Annotated in this window: 22 protein-coding genes, 1 pseudogene and 1 riboswitch; of the genes and pseudogenes, 9 read left to right on the forward strand and 14 right to left on the reverse strand. The window is 68.4% G+C overall.

Annotated elements, in window-relative coordinates:
* Window positions 1-932 (forward strand): annotated as a pseudogene (locus tag DPV74_RS24335) (hypothetical protein); the annotation flags it as partial.
* 78 nt (window positions 933-1,010) lie between these two features.
* On the opposite strand, the gene lnt reads toward DPV74_RS24335, so the two are convergent.
* From lnt to DPV74_RS24375, 8 genes are all read right to left on the reverse strand, one after another.
* On the reverse strand, window positions 1,011-2,699 hold the full coding sequence (lnt, locus tag DPV74_RS24340) for an apolipoprotein N-acyltransferase (RefSeq protein WP_119338109.1): 1,689 nt from the start codon (window positions 2,697-2,699) through the stop codon (window positions 1,011-1,013).
* Window positions 2,700-2,751: 52 nt separating this feature from the next.
* Window positions 2,752-3,639 (reverse strand): HlyC/CorC family transporter, encoded by an 888-nt coding sequence (locus DPV74_RS24345; RefSeq protein ID WP_021160150.1) that lies wholly within the window; start codon window positions 3,637-3,639, stop codon window positions 2,752-2,754.
* Window positions 3,640-3,944: 305 nt separating this feature from the next.
* Window positions 3,945-4,094, reverse strand: coding sequence for a hypothetical protein (locus tag DPV74_RS24350; RefSeq protein ID WP_021160151.1), 150 nt, complete (start codon window positions 4,092-4,094; stop codon window positions 3,945-3,947).
* Window positions 4,095-4,164: 70 nt separating this feature from the next.
* Complete coding sequence (locus tag DPV74_RS24355) at window positions 4,165-4,797, reverse strand: gamma-glutamylcyclotransferase (RefSeq protein ID WP_119338110.1); 633 nt, start codon at window positions 4,795-4,797, stop codon at window positions 4,165-4,167.
* Between the two features lie 12 nt (window positions 4,798-4,809).
* Entirely contained in the window at window positions 4,810-5,586 is a 777-nt protein-coding gene (ybeY, locus tag DPV74_RS24360; protein WP_119338111.1) for an rRNA maturation RNase YbeY, read from the reverse strand.
* A gap of 146 nt (window positions 5,587-5,732) precedes the next feature.
* Window positions 5,733-6,779 carry a PhoH family protein gene (locus DPV74_RS24365; RefSeq protein ID WP_059699926.1) on the reverse strand — a complete coding sequence of 349 codons (1,047 nt, stop codon included), beginning with the start codon at window positions 6,777-6,779 and terminating at the stop codon, window positions 5,733-5,735.
* 25 nt (window positions 6,780-6,804) lie between these two features.
* A complete protein-coding gene (gene miaB / locus DPV74_RS24370) occupies window positions 6,805-8,178 on the reverse strand; it encodes a tRNA (N6-isopentenyl adenosine(37)-C2)-methylthiotransferase MiaB (protein WP_027789180.1) in 1,374 nt (457 codons plus the stop codon).
* 218 nt (window positions 8,179-8,396) lie between these two features.
* The gene (locus tag DPV74_RS24375) at window positions 8,397-9,329 is read right to left on the reverse strand and encodes a LysR family transcriptional regulator (protein WP_027789181.1); all 933 of its coding nucleotides are present in this window, start codon (window positions 9,327-9,329) and stop codon (window positions 8,397-8,399) included.
* Between the two features lie 145 nt (window positions 9,330-9,474).
* On the opposite strand from DPV74_RS24375, the gene DPV74_RS24380 reads away from it, so the two are divergent.
* The 3 genes from DPV74_RS24380 to ribB all read left to right on the forward strand — a co-directional run bounded on the left by DPV74_RS24380 (window position 9,475) and on the right by ribB (window position 12,719).
* A complete protein-coding gene (locus DPV74_RS24380; protein ID WP_060350337.1) occupies window positions 9,475-10,650 on the forward strand; it encodes an MFS transporter in 1,176 nt (391 codons plus the stop codon).
* A gap of 210 nt (window positions 10,651-10,860) precedes the next feature.
* Window positions 10,861-11,553, forward strand: a complete 693-nt coding sequence (locus tag DPV74_RS24385; RefSeq protein ID WP_021160158.1) for a helix-turn-helix domain-containing protein — start codon at window positions 10,861-10,863, stop codon at window positions 11,551-11,553.
* Window positions 11,554-11,741: 188 nt separating this feature from the next.
* A riboswitch (FMN riboswitch) is annotated at window positions 11,742-11,890 on the forward strand.
* Between the two features lie 118 nt (window positions 11,891-12,008).
* A complete protein-coding gene (gene ribB, locus DPV74_RS24390; RefSeq protein WP_027789183.1) occupies window positions 12,009-12,719 on the forward strand; it encodes a 3,4-dihydroxy-2-butanone-4-phosphate synthase in 711 nt (236 codons plus the stop codon).
* Between the two features lie 106 nt (window positions 12,720-12,825).
* Here the strand turns inward: ribB and DPV74_RS24395 are convergent, their stop codons facing one another.
* A complete protein-coding gene (locus tag DPV74_RS24395; RefSeq protein ID WP_059699936.1) occupies window positions 12,826-13,512 on the reverse strand; it encodes an HAD family phosphatase in 687 nt (228 codons plus the stop codon).
* On the opposite strand from DPV74_RS24395, the gene DPV74_RS42165 reads away from it, so the two are divergent.
* Window positions 13,511-13,762: a hypothetical protein gene (locus tag DPV74_RS42165; RefSeq protein ID WP_205571938.1), complete on the forward strand. Its 252-nt coding sequence runs from the start codon at window positions 13,511-13,513 to the stop codon at window positions 13,760-13,762. The two genes, DPV74_RS24395 and DPV74_RS42165, sit on opposite strands and share 2 nt — an antisense overlap.
* Before the next feature lie 81 nt (window positions 13,763-13,843).
* Here the strand turns inward: DPV74_RS42165 and DPV74_RS24405 are convergent, their stop codons facing one another.
* From DPV74_RS24405 to glpD, 3 genes are all read right to left on the reverse strand, one after another.
* Window positions 13,844-14,560 carry an MIP/aquaporin family protein gene (locus DPV74_RS24405; RefSeq protein ID WP_021160162.1) on the reverse strand — a complete coding sequence of 239 codons (717 nt, stop codon included), beginning with the start codon at window positions 14,558-14,560 and terminating at the stop codon, window positions 13,844-13,846.
* 82 nt (window positions 14,561-14,642) lie between these two features.
* Complete coding sequence (glpK, locus tag DPV74_RS24410; RefSeq protein WP_027789186.1) at window positions 14,643-16,145, reverse strand: glycerol kinase GlpK; 1,503 nt, start codon at window positions 16,143-16,145, stop codon at window positions 14,643-14,645.
* A gap of 106 nt (window positions 16,146-16,251) precedes the next feature.
* Window positions 16,252-17,775, reverse strand: coding sequence for a glycerol-3-phosphate dehydrogenase (gene glpD / locus DPV74_RS24415; protein WP_119338112.1), 1,524 nt, complete (start codon window positions 17,773-17,775; stop codon window positions 16,252-16,254).
* Between the two features lie 162 nt (window positions 17,776-17,937).
* Here glpD and DPV74_RS24420 point away from each other — a divergent pair, with 162 nt between their 5' ends.
* The gene (locus DPV74_RS24420) at window positions 17,938-18,306 is read left to right on the forward strand and encodes a hypothetical protein (RefSeq protein ID WP_027789188.1); all 369 of its coding nucleotides are present in this window, start codon (window positions 17,938-17,940) and stop codon (window positions 18,304-18,306) included.
* A gap of 88 nt (window positions 18,307-18,394) precedes the next feature.
* On the opposite strand, the gene DPV74_RS24425 is transcribed toward DPV74_RS24420, so the two are convergent.
* Both DPV74_RS24425 and DPV74_RS24430 read right to left on the reverse strand, forming a co-directional pair.
* Window positions 18,395-18,592, reverse strand: a complete 198-nt coding sequence (locus tag DPV74_RS24425; RefSeq protein WP_021160166.1) for a hypothetical protein — start codon at window positions 18,590-18,592, stop codon at window positions 18,395-18,397.
* A gap of 303 nt (window positions 18,593-18,895) precedes the next feature.
* The gene (locus DPV74_RS24430; protein WP_027789189.1) at window positions 18,896-19,675 is read right to left on the reverse strand and encodes a DeoR/GlpR family DNA-binding transcription regulator; all 780 of its coding nucleotides are present in this window, start codon (window positions 19,673-19,675) and stop codon (window positions 18,896-18,898) included.
* 221 nt (window positions 19,676-19,896) lie between these two features.
* Here DPV74_RS24430 and DPV74_RS24435 point away from each other — a divergent pair, with 221 nt between their 5' ends.
* The 3 genes from DPV74_RS24435 to DPV74_RS24445 all read left to right on the forward strand — a co-directional run bounded on the left by DPV74_RS24435 (window position 19,897) and on the right by DPV74_RS24445 (window position 23,269).
* Window positions 19,897-21,537 (forward strand): gamma-glutamyltransferase family protein, encoded by a 1,641-nt coding sequence (locus DPV74_RS24435; protein WP_027789190.1) that lies wholly within the window; start codon window positions 19,897-19,899, stop codon window positions 21,535-21,537.
* Window positions 21,538-21,864: 327 nt separating this feature from the next.
* Complete coding sequence (locus DPV74_RS24440) at window positions 21,865-22,692, forward strand: ferritin-like domain-containing protein (RefSeq protein WP_027789191.1); 828 nt, start codon at window positions 21,865-21,867, stop codon at window positions 22,690-22,692.
* 70 nt (window positions 22,693-22,762) lie between these two features.
* Complete coding sequence (locus tag DPV74_RS24445) at window positions 22,763-23,269, forward strand: hypothetical protein (RefSeq protein ID WP_119338113.1); 507 nt, start codon at window positions 22,763-22,765, stop codon at window positions 23,267-23,269.
* The last annotated feature ends 52 nt before the right edge of the window (window positions 23,270-23,321 follow it).

Consider the following 23,321-nt stretch of genomic DNA (forward strand, 5'->3'; position numbering starts at 1 on the left):
GCTGGGACGGCGCGGGCGAGTTGCGCGGCCGCCGGCCGGTGCTGCCGGGCCCGCGCTGGCAGGGCGAGCCGCTTGCCGGCAAGACGCTGCTCGTGTGGGGCGAGCAGGGGCTCGGCGACGTGCTGCAGTTCTGCCGCTTCGTCGCGCCGCTCGCCGAGCGCGTGCATCGCGAGGGCGGCCGGCTCATATGGAATACGTTCCCGCAGGTGGGCACGCTGATGCAGCGCAGCCTCGCCGCGCATGCGGATGCGTTCAGCGCGGGCGGTGGCGTCGACGTGCTGCCCCCCTTCGATTACGAAATACCGCTGATCGGCCTGCCGCTGATGCTCGGCATGGAAGCGTCGACGCTCGCGTCGTCGGTGCCGTACCTGCATGCCGATCCGCTCGCGCGCGACGCGTGGCGCGCGCGGCTCGCGGGCGACAGCCGGCTGAAGGTCGGGCTCGTGTGGACGGGCAGCGCGGGGCACCAGCGCAATCCGTTCAGGCGCGTCGGGCTCGAGCGTTATGCCGACGCGTTCCGCGGGATCGACGGCGTCGCGTTTCATTCGCTGCAGCCGGGTGCGCAGGCGGATGTCGCGGCGGCGTGCGCGGCCGGCTTCGCGATCGAGGACTTCACGGCGGAACTGACGAGCTTCGACGATACGGCCGCGTTCATCGGCGCGCTGGATCTGGTGATCACCGTGTGCACGTCGGTCGCGCACCTGGCAGGCGCGCTCGGCGCGCGCACGTGGGTGCTGCTCGACGTGAATCCGCACTGGCCTTGGCTGCTCGAACGCACGGACAGTCCGTGGTACCCGACCGCGACACTGTACCGGCAGCCGGCGTTCGGCGCGTGGGAGCCGGTGATGGAGGCGGTGAGCCGCGACCTGCGGCGCCTGTCTGCGCAGCCGGTTCAGGCGGCGGAGTCGGCGGAGTCGGCCCGGCAGGGCTGAGCGGCCGGCCGGTTCGCGCTCGAGGGCCGCTGCATGCGGCGGCCGCCACTACGCGCTGCGCAGCGGCGGCGTGCCGCATCATTTCGGCGGGGCGTCGCCGTAGTTCCGGCCGTTGCGCCGGCGCAGCCCGGGGCCGAACGTGAAGCCGAACGCGAGCAGCACGAACGACACCGCGAGCACGATGTTGTTGCCGCTCGTCACGTAAGGCGTGAAGCCGCTCGTGCCTTCGATCCGCACGTCGAGCGAGCCGATCGTGAACGGCTTCAGCTGGCCGAGCACGCGGCCGCGCGCATCGATCGCGGCCGTCATCCCCGTGTTGGTCGAGCGCAGCATCGGCCGGCCCGTCTCGAGCGAGCGCATCCGTGCGATCTGCAGGTGCTGGTCGAGCGCGATCGTGTCGCCGAACCACGCGAGGTTCGTCACGTTGACGAGCACGCCCGGCGGCTGCGGGTTGTCGCGGATCGTCGCGGCGATTTCCTCGCCGAACAAGTCCTCATAGCAGATGTCGGCCATCACCGGCTGGTTGTGCACGAGGAACGGCTTCTGCACCGGCGCGCCGCGCGCGAAGTCGCCGAGCGGCATCTTCATCAGGTCGACGAACCACCGGAAGCCCCACGGGATGAATTCGCCGAAGGGCACGAGGTGGTGCTTGTCGTAGTGATAGATGTCGCGCGAATTCGGCGTCACGCCGTACAGGCTGTTCGTATAGTCGACGTAGTGGCCGTCCTCGGTCACCGATGCGCCGACCGCGCCGAACAGCACGGCCGAGCCCGTCGTGTCGCTGAACTTGCGGATCGCGACGGCGAACGGCTCGGGCAATTCCTGGATCATCACCGCGATCGCGGTTTCGGGCGTGACGATCAGGTCGGCCGGCTTCTCGACGATCATCTGCGTGTACATCTTGATCGCCGCGTCGATGCCCGCTTCCTCGAACTTGATGTCCTGCTTCACGTTGCCCTGCAGCAGCCGCACGGTGAGCGGCGCGTTCGCGGGCACGGTCCACGTGACCTGCGACAGCCCGAGACCGGCCGCGATCAGCGCGACCGCGATGCCGGCCGGCGCGGCGATGCGCACGCGCGCATTGCCGGCACGGGGTTCGGCGAGCGGCGACGGCCGGGCGGCGGCGAACGCCTGCACGACGAGCGCGGCGAACAAGGCGAGCACCCACGCGATCCCGTACACCCCGGCGACCGGCGCGAAGCCCGCGAACGGGCCGTCGACCTGCGGATAGCCGCTTGCGAGCCACGGGAAGCCGGTGAAGACGGTGCCGCGCAGCCATTCGCCGAGTGCCCATGCGCTCGCGAATGCGAATGCGCCGTGCCAGGTCGGCGAAAACGGCCGCGGGTCGGGCGTGCGGCGATGCCACGCATGGCCTGCGCAGAACGACCACAGCCCGGCGGAGAACGCCGGGTACAGCGACAGGTACAGCGAGAACAGCACGAGCGCGCCGCCCGCGAGCGGCGCGGCCATCTCGCCGTAGACGTGCATGCTGATGTAGAGCCACCAGATGCCGCTGATGAAGTTGCCGAAGCCGAACGCGCCGCCGGTGAGCGCGGCGCTGCGCCAGCTCGCGGTGCGCGTGAGCTGCGCGAAAAACCAGACGAATACGACGAGTTGCAGCCAGCCGCCATGCGGCGTCGGCGCGAAGCTGAGCGTATTGGCGGCGCCGGCGAGCAGCGCGGCCGGGTAGTGCCAGCGCGGCAGCGCGCGCCCGGGAGGCGGCGCGAGAAGGCCGCCAGCCGGGCGGGACAGGATCGGATCGTCCATGTGAAGCGAAAGTGGGCGAGCGGTTGTGGAACGCGCGGCTGGCGCGCGACGGTCAGTCCTCGTGCGAGGTTTCGGCGCGACGGCTGGCGAGGGGGTTGCGGCGCACCAGCAGCACGTGGACCTGGCGCGCATCGCCGCGCTGGATCTCGAACACGAGGTTGCCGAGCTGCAGCTTCTCGCCGCGATGCGGGACGCGGCCGAAATGATGCGTGATCAGCCCGCCGATCGTATCGACTTCGTCGTCCGGGAAATCGGTGCCGAACGTCTCGTTGAACTGTTCGATCTCGGTGAGCGCACGCACGCGGTAGCGGCCGTCGGGCCCCGAGATGATGTTGCCGGCTTCCTCGTCGAAATCGTATTCGTCCTCGATGTCGCCGACGATCTGCTCGAGCACGTCCTCGATCGTGATCAGGCCCGCGACGCCGCCGTATTCGTCGACGACGATCGCGAGGTGGTTGCGGTTCACGCGGAAGTCGTGCAGCAGCACGTTCAGGCGCTTCGATTCGGGAATGAACACGGCCGGGCGCAGCATCCCGCGCACGTCGAATTCCTCTTCGGCATAGAAACGCAGCAGATCCTTCGCGAGCAGCACGCCAATGACGTTGTCGCGGTTCTCCTCGTACACGGGGTAGCGCGAGTGCGCCTTTTCGAGGACGAACGGGATGAAATCCTCGGGCTTGTCGGCGATGTTGATCGCGTCCATCTGTGCGCGCGGCACCATGATGTCGCGCGCGCACAGGTCGGACACCTGGAACACGCCTTCGATCATCGACAGCGAATCGGCGTCGATCAGGTTGCGTTCGTGGGCGTCCTGGAGGATTTCCAGCAGCTCGCCGCGGGATTCGGGCTCGGGCGAGATGAAATCGGTCAGGCGCTCGAGCAGCGAGCGCTTTTCTTGCGGTTTGTCGGTTGGCTTACGACTGGGATACGAATCGTTCATGGTGGTGCGCCCGGGTCATGCCGGAGCGCGCTGTCACGGAGTAGGCAAGGATACACCAAGGGCACGACGCGACCGTGTCACACCGGCCGCACGGCCAGGGTGGGCAGCGCGTACGGGCCCCGCTCTCGGACGGCCGCGCCGGGCGCGACACCGTCCTCGCGTCCATCCTATCCCAGAAAAGGGCGGCGGGGCAGCGGCGAAAAAAACGGGTGCGGAGGGGAAGCGGAGCCGCGACGCGGAAAAACGTTCGGCCGAAGCGGTGAGCGGCGGCATTCTGCCGCACGCGGACTTCGCCCGGCCGCGGTTCAGAACCGCATGCCGGCCGAGCAGCCGCCGGCGGCCGCGCCGTTGGTCGCGGCGCCGCCGCAGCCGAGTATTCCGCAGCCGGACAGCGCGACGCTCGCGGCGACGATCAGCGCGGCAACCCTGCAACGCGACCAGCGAGACGGTTTCATCGGTCTTGCCCTCGCAAGAATGCGCCCACGGCGCGGCAGCGCGTGGCGGCGAGCCGGGCGCCGTGCCGCGTCACCGGCATCGCGCGAGCAGCCCTTCCAGCGCGCGATCGGGGATGCCGCTCGCGCGCAGCGCGTCGACCGTGCGGCTGACGTAGTCGAGCGTCGTGCCGTAGCGGCCGGCTGCGCAACTGAACACTTCCTTGACGATGGGGTCGGACAGCTTGCCCGTATAGGTCGGCGCTTCGCGGCGCATCACGAACGCGAGTGCGTTCACGCGCTCGCCGTTCTCGAGCGAGCACGGCAGCCATGCGGGCCGGTACGAACCCATCGGCATCTCGCGTTTCCACAACGTTTCGAGGTGCGGTTGCGCGGTCGGGCCGGCGAGCCGAAACGCGATGCCCGAGCACGAGCCGCCGCGATCGAGCGCGAGCACGAGGCCGGGGCGTTCGGGTGTGCCGCGGTTCACGCGCGACCACAGGTAGAGCCCGCGATGATAACCGTGCACCTTGCCGCGTATGGCTGCGACGGTCGGCAGCCCCGGGTTCCAGATCAGCGAGCCATAGCCGAACAGCCACAGATCCTGGCGGCCGTCCCAGTCGCGCATCGTGTGCGCGAGCGACGCCGCGAGTTCGTCTTCCGTCAGCAGGCGCCCGTCGCCGATCGACGGCGGGTAGGCGGGCGAGAGCGTCGCGGCGTTGCGCATCGTGCGGACGGCTTACTGGTACGGGTTCGGGAAGCCCAGCTTCGCGAGGATGTCGACTTCGAGCGCTTCCATTTCGGCTGCGTCCTCGTCGCTCGTCTCGTGGTCGTAGCCCTGCGCGTGCAGCGCGCCGTGCACCAGCAGGTGCGCGTAATGGGCGGTGAGCGGCTTGTCCTGGTCGTGCGCTTCCTTCTCGACGACCGGGCAGCACAGCACGAGGTCGCCGATCACGGTGCCGTCGGGCGCCGCGTCGTACGCGAAGGTCAACACGTTGGTCGGATAGTCCTTGTGGCGGTAGCCGGCGTTCAGCGTGCGGCCTTCTTCTTCGCCGACGAAGCGCACGGTGAGCTGCGCGCTGGCGAACAGCGCCGGTTCGAGCCATTCGGCGATCAGCTTGCGCTTGGGCAGCGTCTTGCGCACGTCGCTCGTGATCTCGTCGCCGTACTGCACGGACAGGTCGAGCTCCGGCTCGCGCAGTGCGTCTTCGGTGTCGCCCTCGCGCGGTGCGGGCTCGGCACCCACGTGCAGCGTCACGCTGTCGTAGTGCTCGGGCTGCAGCGCGATCTTCGCGCGCATGGCCGGATCGTTGTGCTGCGCGACGATCGCGACGGCGGCTTCCCCGGAACTGCCCGACAGGTCGAACATCAGGCTGCGGCCGTCGGGGAAGTCGATGCGCAGCCCTTGCGCGTTGACGGTCCGGGCCTTGCCTTTCGCATCGAACAGCGAAAGGCGGGGGGAGGCGGGCGCGGCGGACTGGGCGCGCCCGGACTTGCGGGAACGGGAGGATTTCATGACGCGTGCGGCGATTGGGACGCGTTGAGGATACACCAAACGGCCGATCGCACCCGAATTCACGCAGGCGAAAAAAAGCCCGGCGCGCCGTCTGGCGGGCCGGGCCGGGCTGTCAGGCCGGGCGGCGTGCAGCTGCCGCCGGCCGGTCAGCCGTCCTGGTGCTGCGCGTGGAATTCGTCGTACGCCTCGACGATGCGCGCGACGAGCGGATGGCGCACGACGTCCGCGCTGGTGAAGCGCGTGAGCGCGATGCCGCGCACGCCGCCGAGCACCTGCTGCGCCTCGACGAGGCCGCTCTTGTGGCCGCGCGGCAGGTCGACCTGGCTCGTGTCGCCGGTCACGACCGCCTTCGAGCCGAAGCCGATCCGCGTGAGGAACATCTTCATCTGCTCGGGCGTCGTGTTCTGCGCCTCGTCGAGGATGATGAACGCGTGGTTCAGCGTGCGGCCGCGCATGTACGCGAGCGGCGCGATCTCGATCATCTGGCGTTCGAACATCTTCGCCGTCTTGTCGAAACCGAGCAGGTCGTACAGCGCGTCGTACAGCGGACGCAGGTACGGGTCGACCTTCTGCGCGAGATCGCCCGGCAGGAAGCCGAGCCGCTCGCCGGCCTCGACGGCCGGGCGCGTCAGCACGATCCGCTTGACCTGGTCGCGCTCGAGCGCGTCGACCGCGCAGGCGACCGCGAGGTAGGTCTTGCCGGTGCCGGCCGGCCCGATGCCGAACGTCACGTCGTGCGACAGGATCTGCTTCAGGTATTCGCGCTGCGCCGGCGTGCGGCCGCGCAGGTCGGCACGCCGCGTGTAGAGCTTCGGCGCGGGCTCCTCGTCCGGCTCGCTGGCGTCGAGCTGGACGACGGGGTCGTCGAACGGATGGTCGGGGTCGCCGCGGAAGCGCACGTCGATCGTGTCCTGGCGGCCGTTGCCGCCCGTGTGGCGCACTTCGACCAGCGCGAGCTGGATGTCGTCGACCGACAGCGCATCGCGCGCGCGGTTGTAGAAGTTCTCGAGCGCGGCCAGCGCGAGCTTGGCGCCGCGCCCGCGGATCGCGATCCGGTGGCCGCGTCGCGACAGCGTGACGTCGAGCGCCTGTTCGATCTGCCGCAGGTTCTCGTCGAGCGGGCCGCAGAGGTTGGCGAGGCGCGCGTTGTCGTCGCGCGGCGCGACGAATTCCAGTGCTTGGGTCGGCTTCAAAGTGGCGTCGGGCTCCAGTGGAACGTCAGTGCGTGGCCGCGCTCGCGTCGTCGCTCACGAGCACGAGCTCGCCGCGCAGCGAATGCGGGTACGCGTGGTTGATCTTCACGTCGATCATCTGGCCGATCAGGCGCGGGTGCGACGCGAGCGGCGCCGGGAAATTCACGACCCGGTTGTTCTCGGTGCGGCCCGCGAGCTCGTTCGGGTCCTTGCGCGACGGGCCCTCGACGAGGATCCGCTCGACCTTCCCGACCATCGACTGGCTGATGCGCGCGACGTTTTCCTCGATGGTCGCCTGCAGATGTTGCAGGCGTTTGAGCTTCACCTCGCGCGGCGTGTCGTCGTGCAGGTTCGCGGCCGGCGTGCCGGGGCGCGGGCTGTAGATGAACGAGAAGCTGGTGTCGTAGCTCATCTCGTGCACGAGCGCCATCATCTTGTCGAAATCCTCCTCGGTCTCGCCGGGGAAGCCGACGATCATGTCGGTCGACAGCGACAGGTCCGGGCGGATCGCGCGCAGCTTGCGGATCACCGACTTGTATTCGAGCACCGTGTAGCCGCGCTTCATCGCCATCAGGATGCGGTCGGAGCCGTGCTGCACGGGCAGGTGCAGGTGGCTCACGAGCTTCGGCACCTTCGCGTAGGTGTCGATCAGCCGCTGCGTGAATTCCTTCGGGTGCGACGTCGTGTAGCGGATCCGCTCGATGCCGGGGATGTCGGCGACGTATTCGATCAGCGTCGCGAAATCGGCGATCTCGGACGAGCCGGCCGCCAGCGCGCCCCGATAGGCATTCACGTTCTGGCCGAGCAGCGTGACTTCGCGCACGCCCTGGTCGGCGAGGCCGGCCACTTCGGTCAGCACGTCGTCGAGCGGACGCGACACTTCATCGCCGCGCGTGTACGGCACCACGCAGTAGCTGCAGTACTTCGAGCAGCCTTCCATGATCGACACGAACGCGCTCGGCCCCTCGACGCGCGCGGGCGGCAGGTGGTCGAACTTCTCGATCTCGGGGAAGGTGATGTCGACCTGCGCGCGGCCGCTCTCGCGGCGCGCGTCGATCATCTGCGGCAGGCGGTGCAGGGTTTGCGGGCCGAACACGAGGTCGACGTACGGCGCACGCGACACGATCGATGCGCCTTCCTGGCTCGCGACGCAGCCGCCGACGCCGATCAGCAGGCCGGGCTTCGCTTCCTTCAGCTCGCGCACGCGGCCGAGATCGGAGAACACCTTCTCCTGCGCCTTCTCGCGCACCGAGCACGTGTTGAACAGGATGATGTCCGCGTCTTCAGGCGTGTCGGTCTTTTCGAGGCCTTCGGCCGCATTCAGCACGTCCACCATCTTGTCCGAGTCGTACTCGTTCATCTGGCAGCCGAAGGTCTTTACGTAAACTTTCTTGGTCATGGGGATTCGCCGTTCGCAGTGGTTGACCTGGGGGCGTCGTCAAGAGTGAATCGGGACGGCCGCGCGCGCTGCACGCGGATGGCGCGCAGCCGGCATGTGAAAAGCCGTCGGGAAAGCTTTCCATTATAGCTTTTCACGCTGCCCGGGACGGGCGGCGGGTTGCGGCCGCGCGACGCCGGCCGGCGCGTTCCGACCCTCGAGCCGCGATGCGCCGGCCGTCAGCGGCACGCGTTCAGCAGGTCGTCGTGCGCGGCTTCCTCGCGCGCGAAGCGTTCGGCGAGAAAGTCGAGCAGCACGCGCACGCGCGGCGCCATGTAGCGCTTGCCGGGATAGATCGCGTGCAGCGGCGCGCTTTGGTGCCGCCAGTCGGGCAGCAGGACCTTGAGCCGCCCGGCGCGGATGTCGTCGGCGACATCCCAGATCGAGTTCAGCACGATGCCGCGGCCGCGCAGCGCCCATTCGCGGGCGAGGCCGCCGTCGTTGGTCTCGAACGCGGTGGCGAGCGGCACCGTGCAGGTCTGCGTGTCGTCGCCGCGCGTGAAGCGCCACGTGTTCATCGGCCCGGACGCGACCGTGATCACGTTGCATGGAAAGCGGGCCAGATCGTGCGGATCGCGCGGCACGCCGTGGCGTTCGACGAACGACGGCGCCGCGCACGGCACGCGCCGGTCCGCGGCGAGCCGGCGGGCGATCAGCGCGCCGTCGGGCGGCGCGGCGAAGCGGATCGCGAGGTCGATCTCGTCCTGCCACAGGTTCACCGTCGAGTCGGACGCCGTCAGCGAGAACGTCACGTCCGGGTGAAGCGCGTTGAATTCGTCGAGCCAGTCGAGCAGCCGGCGGCGGCCGAAATCGGACGTCGCCGACAGCCGCACCCGGCCGGCGACCACGTTGCGGCCGGCCTGGAGCAGCGCGTTTGCGTCGTCGAGCGCCTGCAACGCCTGCCGGCAGCCGTTCAGGTACAGGCGGCCCTCGTCGGTGAGCCGCAACTGCCGGGTCGAACGGTCGAACAACCGGGTGGCGACCGCCGCCTCGAGCTTCGCGAGGCGCGCGCTCGCGGCGGCCGGCGTGAGGTTCAGCTTGCGCCCGGCGGCGGACAGGCTGCCCAGTTCGGCCGCCTCGACGAACAGCCGGATATCGCCCAGTCGGTCCATGCGATTTTCCAGAAATATTTGAAAATGGTTCAAGCGCCACGCCAATTATCAAATATCGATGTCTTCGGGACAATGCGCACATCCTGCCTTTTGTGCGGTGCGGCACCGACCGGACGCCGCGTCCGCCGTCTTTTCGGAGAACGTCATGCCCATTCCGTTACTGGCGCTTGCGATCAGCGCCTTCGCCATCGGTACCACCGAGTTCATCATCATGGGCCTGCTGCCCGAAGTGGCGCACGACCTGGCCGTGTCGCTGCCGTCGGCCGGCCTGCTGGTCACCGGCTACGCGCTCGGTGTCGCGGCCGGCGCGCCGCTGCTCGCGGTGCTGACGAGCCGCATGCCGCGCAAGGCCGCGCTGCAGCTGCTGATGGCGATCTTCATCGTCGGCAACGTGCTGTGCGCGACCGCGTCCGGCTACGCGATGCTGATGGTCGCGCGCGTCGTCACGTCGTTCGCGCACGGGTCGTTCTTCGGGATCGGCGCGGTGGTCGCCGCGTCGCTCGTGCCGGCCGACAAGCGCGCGAGCGCGATCGCGCTGATGTTCACGGGGCTCACGCTGTCGAATGTGCTCGGCGTGCCGTTCGGCACGTTCGTCGGGCAACTGCTCGGCTGGCGCGCGTCGTTCTGGATCGTCGCCGTGCTCGGCGTGCTGGCGCTCGGCGGCGTCGCCGCGCTCGTGCCGAACCGTCACGACAGCGGGCCGGCCGGCCTCGGCCACGAAGTGCGCGTGCTGAAGGAGCCGCAGGTGTGGCTCGCGCTGTTGATGACCGTGCTCGGCTTCGGCGGCGTGTTCGTCGTGTTCACGTACATCGCGCCGATTCTCGAGACCGTGTCGGGTTTTTCGCCGCGCTCGGTCGCGCTGATCCTCGTGCTGTTCGGCGCGGGGCTGACGATCGGCAACACGCTCGGCGGCAAGTTCGCCGACCGCGCGCTGATGCCGTCGCTGATCGCGATCCTCGTCGCGCTGATGGCCGTGATGGCCGTCTTCGCGAAGACGAGCCACCTGCCGGTCGCGGCCGCCGTCACCGTGTTCGTGTGGGGGATCGCCGCGTTCGCGACGGTGCCGCCGCTGCAGGCGCGCATGGTCGAGAAGGCCGCGAGCGCGCCGCATCTCGCGTCGACGCTCAACATCGGCGCGTTCAACGTCGGCAATGCGGGCGGCGCGTGGCTCGGCGGCCTTGCGCTGGAACACGGCCTCGCGCTCGATGCGCTGCCGTGGGTCGCCGTCGCGGTGACGTTCGCGGCGCTCGTCGTCACATGGTTCGCGATGCGGCTCGACACGCGCGGGCCGGCACGCGGTGCGGCGCCGGCGGCGCAATGAGCGAGCCCCGCGGCGCGACGCGATAGCGGCAGGAAACGGGGCGCGAGAAACGCATTCCTCCGCGATGCTGATAACGGTGTGAAGATAACTTCGTTTGCCGGTGCAAGGCCGGGTGATAGCGTTTCGATACGCGCCGTTGCTGGCGCAACCCGATTCCCCATCCCGGCTTACCCCATACGCAGGGCCGCACAGCGGCCCGGAGGCAATGCTATGTCTTCATCCCTGGCGCTCGTGCGCGACGTGTCTTCCTTCGAGTCCGGCGACGCCGCCGATGCGCGGGCGTCCGCGTCGCTCGATGTTCTCGAGCAGGTCGTCGGCGTGAACCTCGCGCGGTTGCGTGCCGAGCGGCAGTTGTCGCTCGATGCGCTCGCGCGGCTGTCCGGCGTGTCGCGCGCGATGCTCGCGCAGATCGAGTCGGCGCGCAGCGTGCCGTCGATCAAGGTCCTCTGCAAGATCGCCGCGGCGCTGAAGGTTTCGGTCGCCGCCTTCCTGCGCCGCCATGCGGTGAACGGCTTCGAGCACCTGGCGGCCGAGCGCGCGTCGCGCGTCGTCAGCTCGAACGGCCGCTTCTCGGCGCGCGCGCTTTATCCGGAAGGCGAGCCGGCCGCGGCCGAATTCCACGAGCTGCGGATCGCGCCGCTGCACACGGAGCCCGGCGCACGCCGCGCACCCGGCACGACGGTCAACCTCGTCGTCAGCGAGGGCACGCTGGAAGTCAGCGTGCACGACCGCCGCCAGTTGCTCGCGACCGGCGATGCGATCGTGTTCGATGCCGACCAGCCGTACAGCCTGCGCAACCCGGGCGACAGCGAGGCGCGCGCGTTTCGCGTGACGGTGAGCCCCGAGGTGCCGCCGCGCTGGCTCGTGCCCGATGCGGCACACGCCGCGCATGCGGCCGGCTGATCGCGCAGGCCGCCCGGAGCGGGCCGCGTTCCCGTCGTTCGCGCGGGATCGCGGGCCGTCCGTCGGCCGTTCGGACGATGCCGTTAGACGGGGTCGTCGGTAAGGTTTTAGCTGGAGTTCACTGCGCCGCGCGCGCAGCTGTTGTATGCTTGGCCCGCCGCTGACGGGGTTGTCCCGTCCGGCAATCAGTGCGTCTTCAGGGCGGGGCGAAATTCCCCACCGGCGGTAGGCTGGCGTAAGCCGGCGAGCCCGCGAGCGCCCGCGCATCCGCGCGGGGTCAGCAGATCTGGTCGAATGCCAGAGCCGACGGTCACAGTCCGGATGAGAGAAGATGTGCAGATAGTCATGTCCGCCAGGGCCGCTTCGCCACATGCGCGAAGCGGGTTGTCGTTCTGTCTGTTTGCAATGCCCTGAAACGTTTTTCGCCCAAACCGTATTTGCGAGGAGCGTTTCACATGTCCTTGATGTCCGTTTCGTCGGCACCTGCCGACGCCTTTGCCGATCTCCCGTTGCTGGATTCCGAACCGGTGCCGCCGCGCATCGCCGCCGCGCTCGATGCGATGCGCGCAGGCCGTGCGGTCGTGCTGCAGGACGACCACGACCGCGAGAACGAAGCCGACCTGATCGTTGCCGCCGAGCGCATCACGCCCGAGACGATGGCGCTGCTGATCCGCGAGTGCAGTGGCATCGTGTGCCTGTGCCTGACCGACGACACGGTGCGCGCGCTCGAGCTGCCGCCGATGGTGCAGACCAACGAGAGCCGCAACGGCACCGCGTTCACCGTCTCGATCGAAGCACGCGAAGGCGTGCATACGGGCGTATCGGCGGCCGATCGCGTGACGACGATCCGCGCGGCGATCGCCGAAGGGGCGAAGCCGCATGACATCGTGCGCCCCGGCCACGTGTTTCCGTTGCGCGCGCAGCCGGGCGGCGTGCTCGCACGCCGCGGTCACACCGAAGGCACGGTCGACCTGTCGATCCTCGCGGGCCTGAAGCCGGCCGGCGTGTTGTGCGAGCTGATGAATCCCGACGGCACGATGACGCGCGGCGACGATGTCGAGCGTTTCGCGCAACGGCACGGGCTGCCGATGCTGACGATCGCGGAACTCGTCGAGTTCCGCGAGGCGCTGGCCGCCGCGCGCGAGCGCTGCTGCGAACCGGCCTGAGTGAAGGGAAGGGGAAAGCGGGCGCGTTCATGCGCCCGTGGCACGGCGTGCGTGAAGCGGCGCACGCCGGACAGGCCCGGTCAGCCTGATCGGGCCTGAACGACCGTCAGGACTGTACGTCCCCGAATTCGCCGCGCATGCCGGCTTCGACGAACGCCGGCAGCTCGTCCATCCTGCGCATGATCCGCGTGATGCCCATCGCGCGCAGCGCGTCCGCGTAGTTGTCGGGGATGTGGCTCGCGCCGACGAACGCGATCGTCTTCATGCCCGCCGCACGCGCGGCATTCAGCCCGGACACGCTGTCTTCGACGACGATGCAGCGCGCCGGCGCGACGCCGAGCGTTTGCGCCGCATGCAGGTAGACGTCGGGGTAGGGCTTCGGCCGCGCCACCTGCTCGGAGCTGAACACGCGATCGCCGAAGATCTCGGTGAGCGATGCGCGCTTCAGCGAGCTGCGCACGCGCGCGAGCCGGCTGTTCGACACGACGGCCGCCGGCAGGCTCACCTGCAGCAGCGCGTCGCGCACGCCGGTGATCGGCGCGAGCGATTGCGCCAGCGCGCTCTCGATGTTGTGCTCGATCGTTTCGATGAAGTTGGCGGGCATCTCGATCCCGAAGCGGGATTCGATCCCGGTCAGGAAGCGCGACGTCTGCTGGCCGAACGCCGACTTCGCGGCGGCTTCGAAATCGATGTTCGGGAACGTGGAGGACAGCGTTTCGAGCAGCACGCGGTCGGCGATGACTTCGCTGTCGACGAGCACGCCGTCGCAGTCGCAGATGAGGTGATCGAGCATGGTGGTGAAGAAGCGGAATGTCGGCGACGCAGATCAATTCGCCATCATACGTGCTTTCACGCGCGTGCCGCGTGACGCTTCGGCAAGTTTTCCCGATGCCGTGCGCGGATTCGGCCGCGCGGCGGGATTCGTCGAGGAAATGCGCGTGGCGGGCATGCTGGTCGAATGCGGGAGCGACGTGAACCCGGCGGCCGTGGTGGACGCGGGCGTGAAGCGGAAGTCGCCGGTGTCGCCCGGGGGCGACCAGTAGCGCGAACGTGGCGGGGGAGGCGCGAAGAAAGGAGCATGAAGCGCGCGGCGGTGGCGGCCGCGCGCTTCGGTCAGGCCGAGATCAGGCCATCGCGTGCAGGTGCAGGTACAGGCCGGCCGCCGCGGCGCCGCCCAGCAGCGGGCCGACGACGGGCACCCACGCATAGCGCCAGTCGCTGTCGCGCTTGCCGGGGATCGGCAGCAGCGCGTGCATGATGCGCGGCGACAGGTCGCGCGCGGGGCTCATCGCGTAGCCGGTCGGGCCGCCGAGCGAAATGCCGATGCCGAGCACGAGCAGGCCGACGGGCAGCGCGTCGAGCGCGCCGAGGCCGACCTGCGGCGACGCGAGGTACAGCACGCCGAGGATCAGCACGAACGTGCAGATCGCTTCGGTCAGCACATTGTGCGTGACGCTGCGGATCGCGGGCGCCGTGCAGAACACCGCGAGCTTCAGGTCCGCATCGGCTTCCTTCGCGAAGTGCTGGCGATACGCGAGCCACACGAGCAGGGCGCCCGCCATCCCGCCGAGCATCTGCGCGAGGATGTAGCCGCCGACTTTCGACCACGCGAACTTGCCCGCGAGCGCGAGACTGATGGTGACGATCGGGTTCAGGTGCGCACCGCTGAACGACGCGGTCACGTAGACGGCGACGAATACGGCCATCGCCCAGCCCATCACGATCACGATCAGGTCCGCGCCTTTGCCCTTGGTCTTTGCAAGCAGCACGTTTGCGACCGCGCCGTTGCCGAGCAGCACGAGGATCGCTGTGCCGATGAACTCTGCAATATAAGGTGACATGGTTGTCTCTCGTATGTCATCGCGGACTCGCGCGCGAGCGCGGTCCGCCGGTGTTGTTGTATTTCGTCTGGATGGCTGACGATTACTGGGTATCGTCGGCCCACGCCTTCGCGGCGCGTACCGCGCGCTGCCAGCCGGCCATGCAGCTTTCGACCTGCTCCTTCGGCATCGACGGCGAGAAGCGGCGATCGAGCTGCCACTGGCTGCGCACTTCGTCGAGGTTCTTCCAGTAGCCGATCGCGAGGCCCGCGAGGTAGGCCGCGCCGAGCGCGGTCGTCTCGGTGATCTGCGGACGCACCGCGTCGACGCCGAGCAGGTCGGCCTGGAACTGCATCAGCAGGTCGTTCGCGCTCGCGCCGCCGTCGACGCGCAGCTCGCCGATGCTGATGCCCGAATCGGCTTCCATCGCGGCCAGCACGTCGAGCGACTGGTACGCGATCGAATCGAGCGCCGCCCGTGCGAGGTGCGCGGAGGTCGTGCCGCGCGTGACGCCGAACACCGAGCCGCGCGCCCGTGCGTTCCAGTGCGGCGCGCCGAGGCCGGCGAACGCGGGTACCAGGTAGACGCCGTCGGTGTGCGGCACGCTTGCGGCGAGCGCCTCGATTTCGGCGGCCGACTTGATGATGCCGACGCCGTCGCGCAGCCACTGCACCACCGCGCCCGCGATGAAGATGCTGCCTTCCAGCGCGTACTGCACGTTGTCGCCGATCTGCCAGGCGATCGTCGTGACGAGGTTGTTCTTCGATTCGATCGGCTTGTCGCCGGTGTTCATCATCAGGAAGCAGCCGGTGCCGTAGGTGTTCTTCACCATGCCGGACTGCGTGCACATCTGGCCGAACAGCGCCGCCTGCTGGTCGCCCGCGATGCCCGCGAGCGGGATCTTCGACGCGAACACGGTGGTCTTCGTGTGACCGTAGATTTCCGACGATGCCTTCACGTCCGGCAGCATGCTGCGCGGGATGTCGAGCAGCTCGAGCAGTTCGCTGTCCCACTCGCGCGTGTGGATGTTGAACAGCATCGTGCGCGACGCGTTCGTCACGTCGGTCACGTGCAGTTCGTGCTTCGTGAAGTTCCACACGAGCCAGCTGTCGACGGTACCGAACGCGAGCTTGCCCTGCCTGGCCTTCTCGCGTGCGCCCGGCACGTTGTCGAGGATCCAGCGGATCTTGGTCCCGGAGAAGTACGAGTCGATCGGCAGGCCGGTCTTCGCGCGCACCTTCGCCTCGAGGCCCTGTGCTTTCAGCGAATCGCAGAAGTCGGCCGTGCGGCGATCCTGCCAGACGATCGCGTTGTAGACGGGCTGGCCGGTCTCGCGATCCCAGACGATCGTGGTTTCGCGCTGGTTGGTGATGCCGATCGCGGCGATCGACGTGCCGTTCAGGCCCGTGCGCGTGACGGCTTCGGCGGCGACGCCGGCTTGCGTCGACCAGATTTCCTGCGGGTCGTGCTCGACCCAGCCGGGTTGCGGGTAGATCTGCTCGAATTCCTTCTGGGCGATCGATACGATATTGCCCTGGCGATCGAACAGCATCGCGCGGGAACTCGTGGTGCCCTGGTCAAGCGCGAGGATGTACTGATCCTGCATGTCTCTCATCTCCATCCGTGGATTTGGCTTAGTTGTGATGCGCGCCGCATGTGGGGCGGCGCGTCGGTGAGTCAACGTCGGTACGGCAACTGCTACTGCATTCGGGTCAGGCCTGCGGCGCGTGCGCGGCGGCGAACCACGCGTCGACCGCGGCCGTCACCGCGTCGAGCGTGCCCGGCGCGACGTGCAGGCCGAGCTTCGAGCGGCGCCACAGCACGTCCTGCGCGCAGGTCGCCCATTCGGTGTCGCGCAGGTAGCGCAGCTCGGCGTCGTGGATGCCCGGGGCGATTTCGGTGCCGAGATCGGCGAGCGACTTCGCGCCGTCGATCACGCGCTCCGCGCGCGTGCCGTATGCACGTGCGTAGCGGCGGGCGAGCGCGGCGGGCAGCCACGGGTGGCGTTTCGCGAACGCGGCGGCGAACACGTCGAACTTCGCGTTCGCGATGTCGCCGCCCGGCAGCGCGACGCCGGCCGTCCAGGTCTTCGCGTCGCGGCCGAGCGCGCGGCTCAGCATGTCGCCGGCTTCTTCCGCGAGCTTGCGGAACGTCGTGATCTTGCCGCCGAACACCGACAGCAGCGGCGCACCCGCGCCTTCGTCCATTTCGAGGCGGTAGTCGCGCGTGACGGCCGATGCGTTCGCGGCGTTCTCGTCTTCCAGCAGCGGGCGCACGCCCGAGTAGGTCCAGTGCACGTCGGCCGGCGAGATCTTGCGCTTGAAGTAGCGGTTGATCGAATCGCACAGGTACTGCGTCTCGTCGCGATCGATCGCGACCGTCGCGGGATCGCTCGTGTATTCGACGTCGGTCGTGCCGATCAGCGTGAAATCGTGTTCGTACGGAATCGCGAAGATGATCCGCTTGTCCGGGTTCTGGAAGATGTACGCGTGATCGTGATCGAACAGGCGGCGCGTGACGATGTGGCTGCCCTTCACGAGCCGCACGCTGTGATGTGCGCCGCGGCCGAGCGCGCCGTGCAGCAGTTCGCCGACCCACGGGCCGGCCGCGTTCGCGATCGCGCGCGCATGCACGACGCGGATCGAACCGTCGGTGTTCTGCAGCCGCGCTTCCCATTCGTCGCCGCGACGTTCGGCGGATACCAGCTTCGTGCGCGTCAGGATCTCGGCGCCGCGCTCCTTCGCGTCCAGCGCGTTCAGCACGACGAGGCGCGCGTCGTCGACCCAGCCGTCCGAATAGACGAAACCGCGCTTGATCGAATCGATCAGCGGCGCGCCGGCCGCATGGCGGCGCATGTCGATGCCGCGCGAGCCGGGCAGCAGTTCACGTTTCGCGAGGTGATCGTAGAGGAACAGGCCGAGACGGATCAGCCAGGCCGGACGCAGGTTCGGCATGTGCGGCATCACGAAACGCAGCGGCCCCATGATGTGCGGCGCCGCGCGCAGCAGCGTCTCGCGCTCCTGCAGCGCCTTGCGCACGAGCCCGAACTCGTTGTACTCGAGGTAGCGCAGGCCGCCGTGAATCAGCTTCGTGCTGCACGACGACGTGTGCGACGCGAGATCGTCCTGCTCGCAGAGCAGGACCGACAGGCCGCGGCCGGCCGCATCGCGCGCGATGCCCGCGCCGTTGATGCCGCCGCCGACGACGAGCAGATCGTAGCGATTCGGTTGGGTCACCTGCTGTCCTTATCGTCTGAGGGAAATGGTTGAACAGAAAATGTTCGAATTCGAAATTTAACGAACGAAATCGAAAAAGTAAAGTTCGATAAAGCGGGGCCAGTAGCGCGCCGTGCGATCCCGGACGATACTGGCGGAATCGACCGTTTCGCGAGGTGAATCATGCGTATTGGGATGTGGGCCGGCGTGTGCGCCGTCCTTCTGGCGGGGTGCAGTGCCGGTATGCCGCCGCTCGTCGGCAACTGGCGCACGCCGTCGTTCGTCGACCTGCAGACGTCGTGCGGCGGCGCGGCGCGCGACTGGGGCGCGGACGCGCAGCCGGTCTATTCGACGCTGTACGACGCGTACGTGGCGAAACGGTATCGCGGGCTGACCGAAGCGAACTATTGTGCGTTCGTAAACGAACTTTCGACGCACTACGCGGCGCCCGACGCGGCGGCGCGTGCCGGCTGGATCGCGTATTTCAACGGCGCGCGCGCGCAGGCCATCAGCTGGCGGGCGGCGGTCGATCCGACGCTGCGCGGCGGCTGACGCAGCTGAGGGCGACGAGGCGGGGAAGCAGAAACGGCCGCGCGGCCCGGAATTCGGGCCGCGCGGTCAGGTCGGCAACGGTGTGGTTTTACGAATAGCGGTATTTGATGGATCGCAGCGCGGCGTCGCCGGTTTCGGTCACGCAGTATTTGCGCCCCGATCCGAGCCCTTCCAGGCGGACGAGCTGCTGTTCGAGCAGTGCGTCGATTTCGTCCCGATCCATCGAGGTTTGATCGGGAGCGTCCTTCACAAGCAATAGCGTGGCGAATTCATGCGGACTCAGCATCGTTCTCTCCATGGCGACCAGTCAGCCCGCGCGGCCGGCGCGACTGCCGGCGCGCGATACCCAGCGGGGTATGGTTTGGGGGGAAAAGCTGCATTCGCCGGCCATGCCATTCGTCCGCGCCCTGGCACAGGCGGAACGGTCGGACGGGCCGGGGAACTGGAGTCTAGTCGAGCATGCGGGCAACCACAAATCGTGCCCCGTTAATTTTCCGTTTGACAGCCGGGCCCCGCGCAAGCGGTTTGCTCGCAGCGCCAACTTCTTGATTTCACTTGAAGTTTCAGGTGCGGTGCAGCATCCCGGCCGTCACTCAGCGACGTACACCTGCGTGCCGGCGGTCGCCACCGCGTCGGCCATTTCCGGCGGCAGCGGCTTGTCGGTGAAGAGCGCATGCACCTGGCTCAGGTGGCCCTGGCGCACCAGCGCCGGGCGGCCGACCTTCGAATGGTCGGCGACGAGGTAGACCGTGCGCGCATGCTGCATGATCGCCTCGGCCACACGCACCTCGCGCGTGTCGAAGTCGCGCAGCGTGCCGTCGGCCTCGATCGCCGACGTGCCGATGATCGCGTAGTCGACCTTGAACTGGCGGATGAAGTCGATCGCGAGCTCGCCGACGATCCCCTTGTCCCACGGCCGCACGATGCCGCCCGTGATCAGCACCTCGCAGTCGGGGTAGCCGCTCATCATCGACGCGACGTTCAGGTTGTTCGTGATCACGTGCAGCCCGTGGTGGCGGTTCAGCGCGCGTGCGACTTCCTCGGTGGTCGTGCCGAGGTTGATGAACAGCGACGCCTGATCGGGAATGTGCGACGCCGCGAGCGCCGCGATGCGCCGCTTCTCGTCATGGAACATCCGCTGGCGCGCCGTGTACGACACGTTCTCCGAGCTGGTCGGCAGGCTCGCGCCGCCGTGATAGCGGCGCAGCAGGTTCAGGTCGGCGAGCCAGTTCACGTCGCGGCGGATCGTCTGCGGCGTCACCGCGAAGTGCGCGGCGAGATCGTCGACGGTCACGAAGCCGTCGCGCTGCACCCATTCGAGCAGTTCCTGCTGGCGCGCGTTGAGGGTGAGGCGGGGATCTCGGGTCATGGCTCGGTGGTCGTGTCGTGAGACGGAGCGGGTATTGTAAGGGCGGCAACGCCGTTAGGCCGGTATGGCCGGCAGGGTCGCCTGCAATTCATGCGGAAATTGCATTGATTCATGTGACAAATGAATTTGTGCGATTGCGCTGATCGCGCTGCAATGGCGGACTGCCCGCGCGCGCGGGTGCGCGCCCGGCGCTTCATTCAGCTTTCGACGAGGTGGAACCGATGACTGGCTTCAACTGGCACAACCCGTATCCGACGACCCGCATTCCGGTGTTCGCGCGCAACGTCGTGTCGACGTCGCACCCGCTCGCCGCGCAGGCCGGGCTCCGGATGCTGTGGAAGGGCGGCAACGCGGTCGACGCGGCGCTGGCCGCCGCGGCTGCGATCACGGTCGTCGAGCCCGTGTCGTGCGGGCTCGGCGGCGACGCGTTCGCGCTCGTGTGGGACGGCGAGCGGCTGTCCGGGCTGAACGCGTCGGGCGTCGCGCCGGCTGCGTGGAACGTCGACTATTTCCGCCAGCGCCACGGCGAGGCGGCGAACGGCATCGCGAACAAGCCGACGCGCGGCTGGGACACCGTCACCGTACCGGGCGTGATCGCGGGCTGGGAAGCGCTGCATGCGAAGTTCGGTTCGCTGCCGTTCGCGGACCTGCTCGAACCGGCGATCGAGATCGCGGAGCGCGGTTATGCGGTGCCGCCGATCGTCGCGCACAAGTGGGCGGCCGCCGTGCCCGAGCTGCAGGGGCTGCCGGGCTTCGCGGAGACCTTCATGCCGCGCGGCCGCGCGCCGCTCGTCGGCGAGCGCGTGTGCCTGCCCGGTCACGCGCAGACGCTGCGCACGCTCGCGAAGGAGGGGGCCCGCGCGTTCTACGAGGGCGCGCTCGCCGAGCGCATCGCCGCGTTCTCGCGCGAAGGCGGCGGCGCGCTGACCGCGGCCGACCTGCAAGCGTACCGGCCGGAATGGGTCGAGCCGATCGGCAAGCGCTTCGGCCGTCACACGATCCACGAGATTCCGCCGAACGGGCAGGGCATCGCCGCGCTGATCGCGCTCGGGATCGCCGAGCACGCGGGCGTGACGGAATGGCCGGTCGATTCGGTCGACTCGCAGCATCTGCAGATCGAGGCGATGAAGCTCGCGTTCGCGGATGTCTATCGCTACGTCGCCGATCCGCGCGCGATGGAGGTCACGCCCGAACAGATGCTCGACGACGCGTATCTCGCCGAACGCGCGAAGCTGATCGATCCCGCGCGCGCGACGCACTTCGGCGCGGGCCGGCCGCATTCGGGCGGCACGATCTACCTGTCGGCGGCCGACGAGCGCGGGATGATGGTGAGCTTCATCCAGTCGAACTACATGGGCTTCGGTTCGGGGCTCGTCGTGCCCGGCACCGGCATCGCGCTGCAGAATCGCGGGCACGGCTTCTCGATGGATCCGGCGTCGCCGAACGTCGTCGCGGGCGGCAAGCGGCCGTTCCACACGATCATCCCGGCGTTCGTCACCGAGGAGGCCGACGGCCGCACGCAAGCCGTGATGAGCTTCGGCGTGATGGGCGGCGACATGCAGCCGCAGGGGCACCTGCAGACCGTCGTGCGGATGCTCGGCTACGGGCAGCAACCGCAGGCCGCCTGCGATGCGCCACGCTGGAAGGTCAACCGCGACTTCACGCTCGACGTCGAGGCGACGATGAATCGCGCGACCGTCGATGCGCTGGCCGCGCGCGGCCATACGATCAAGTCGATCGACGATCCTTACATGGATTTCGGTTCCGGGCAGTTCATCTGGCGTCTCGATCGCGACGATCGCGAGCGCGGCTACGTGGCCGCGAGCGACAGCCGGCGCGACGGCCTGGCGGCAGGTTTCTGACGGATTGCGGCCGGCTTTCACCGGCATTTCCAGCGCTTCACGGGCGGCCGGACGGCCGCCCGTTTCGTTTGCCGCGGCCCGTATCGTCGAGCGGGCGCAAGCGGTTTGAAGGACTCGTCTAACGAACGGCAACAGACGTCGTGGAACTGCGCGTGTCAGGTATGGTCAGTGCTCTGGAGCACGAACGTCAAAGTCCGGCTAAGATGCCAGCATGGTTCGGCCGGACCAATCCACTATAAACGCAAGTAAAACGCCGCCTGCGGGTCGGTCGGCGCCTGTGCCGAAGGCATGGGCCGGCGCCCGTGCGACGACTGGGAGCGCACCACCATGGACACCAAAACGACGCATGTGATGCCGTGGCGCATCGAGGACATCGACCTGAACCGGATCGATCGTCAGCGTGCCGCCGCGAACGAGGATCTGTTGCTGCTGCTGTGCGCGTCGTCGTTCATCGAAAGCGGTTCGGATCTCTATACGAGCAATCTGAGCCAGTTCTTCAACGACGATCCGGAAGTCTCCGCATGGCTCAACAATGCATGGGAGCACGAAGAATTGCAGCACGGGCGCGCGCTGAAGGCGTACATCGCACACGTGTGGCCCGAGTTCGACTGGGATACCGCGTTCGCGAATTTCTTCGCCGAGTATTCGTTGACCTGCAAGGTCGAGGCATTCGAGAAGACCCGCGCGCTCGAGATGGTCGCGCGCTGCGTCGTCGAGACGGGCACGGCCACGCTCTATCGCGCGATCAACGAATGCTCGGACGAGCCCGTGCTGAAGGAAATCACCGACAACATCCGCACGGACGAAGTGCGTCACTACAAGCACTTCTTCAAGTTCTTCAAGAAGTACAACCAGCTCGAAGGCAACGGCCGGCTCGCGGTGCTCGGCGCGCTCGCGCGCCGCGTGATGGAAATCAAGAACGAGGATTCTGAGATCGCGCTGCGCCATGTGTTCGCGGTCCGCTATCCGGATCGCGTCGGCGACAGCCAGTACAACCGCGAGCGCGCCGCGCGCATCAGCAAGCTGGTGCGGCGCAACCTGTCGGCCGACATGTGCGTGAAGATGCTGCTCAAGCCGCTCGACCTGCCCGCGAAGATCCAGCCGGGCGTCCACTATCCGCTCACGAAGATCACGCGGCACGTGTTCCTGCGCTGATCGCCGCGGCGCGGCCCGTCGCGCGTATGCTGCGGCTTGTTCATCCGCTTTCCACCGGGGCCACGCCATCATGACCGATACCCATCGCCACGCGCTCGAACAATGGACGTTCGATGCGTGGCCGCCGGCCGTCGTCTCGCTGTTCGACGGCACGGCGCTCGAGCGTCATGCCGACCTCGCCGCATCGCTGATCGTCGCGACCGATGACGGCCAGTTGCGCACGACGCTGCTCGGCGTCGGCGAGATCTATGCACACGATGCGCGCACGCTGTTGCTTGCGCTCTGGCCGCAATCGCGTGCGGCGCGCGCGATCGCGCAACGGCGCACGGCCGCGCTGACGCTCGTCGCGGACGGCGCGTTCTTTCAGGCGCAATTGACGATGGAGCCGCTCGAAGGGGACTTCGGCGGGCTGGCCGGATTCGCTGCGACGATCGCGCACGGCGATGCGCAGCGGGTCGGCTATGCGCGTCTCGCGACAGGCGTCACGTTCACGCTGGAAGGGGAGCGCGCCGCGGTGCTCGAGCGCTGGCAACGCCAGGTCGAGCACCTGCGGCGCGCGGCCGCGCGGCTTCAGTGACCGCGCTGGCCGCTGCGCGACGAACGGTTGCGGTTCGGGTGCGCGGCGTTGC

This window comes from Burkholderia sp. HAN2018 (genome assembly GCF_024704855.1).
GTDB lineage: Bacteria > Pseudomonadota > Gammaproteobacteria > Burkholderiales > Burkholderiaceae > Burkholderia > Burkholderia cepacia.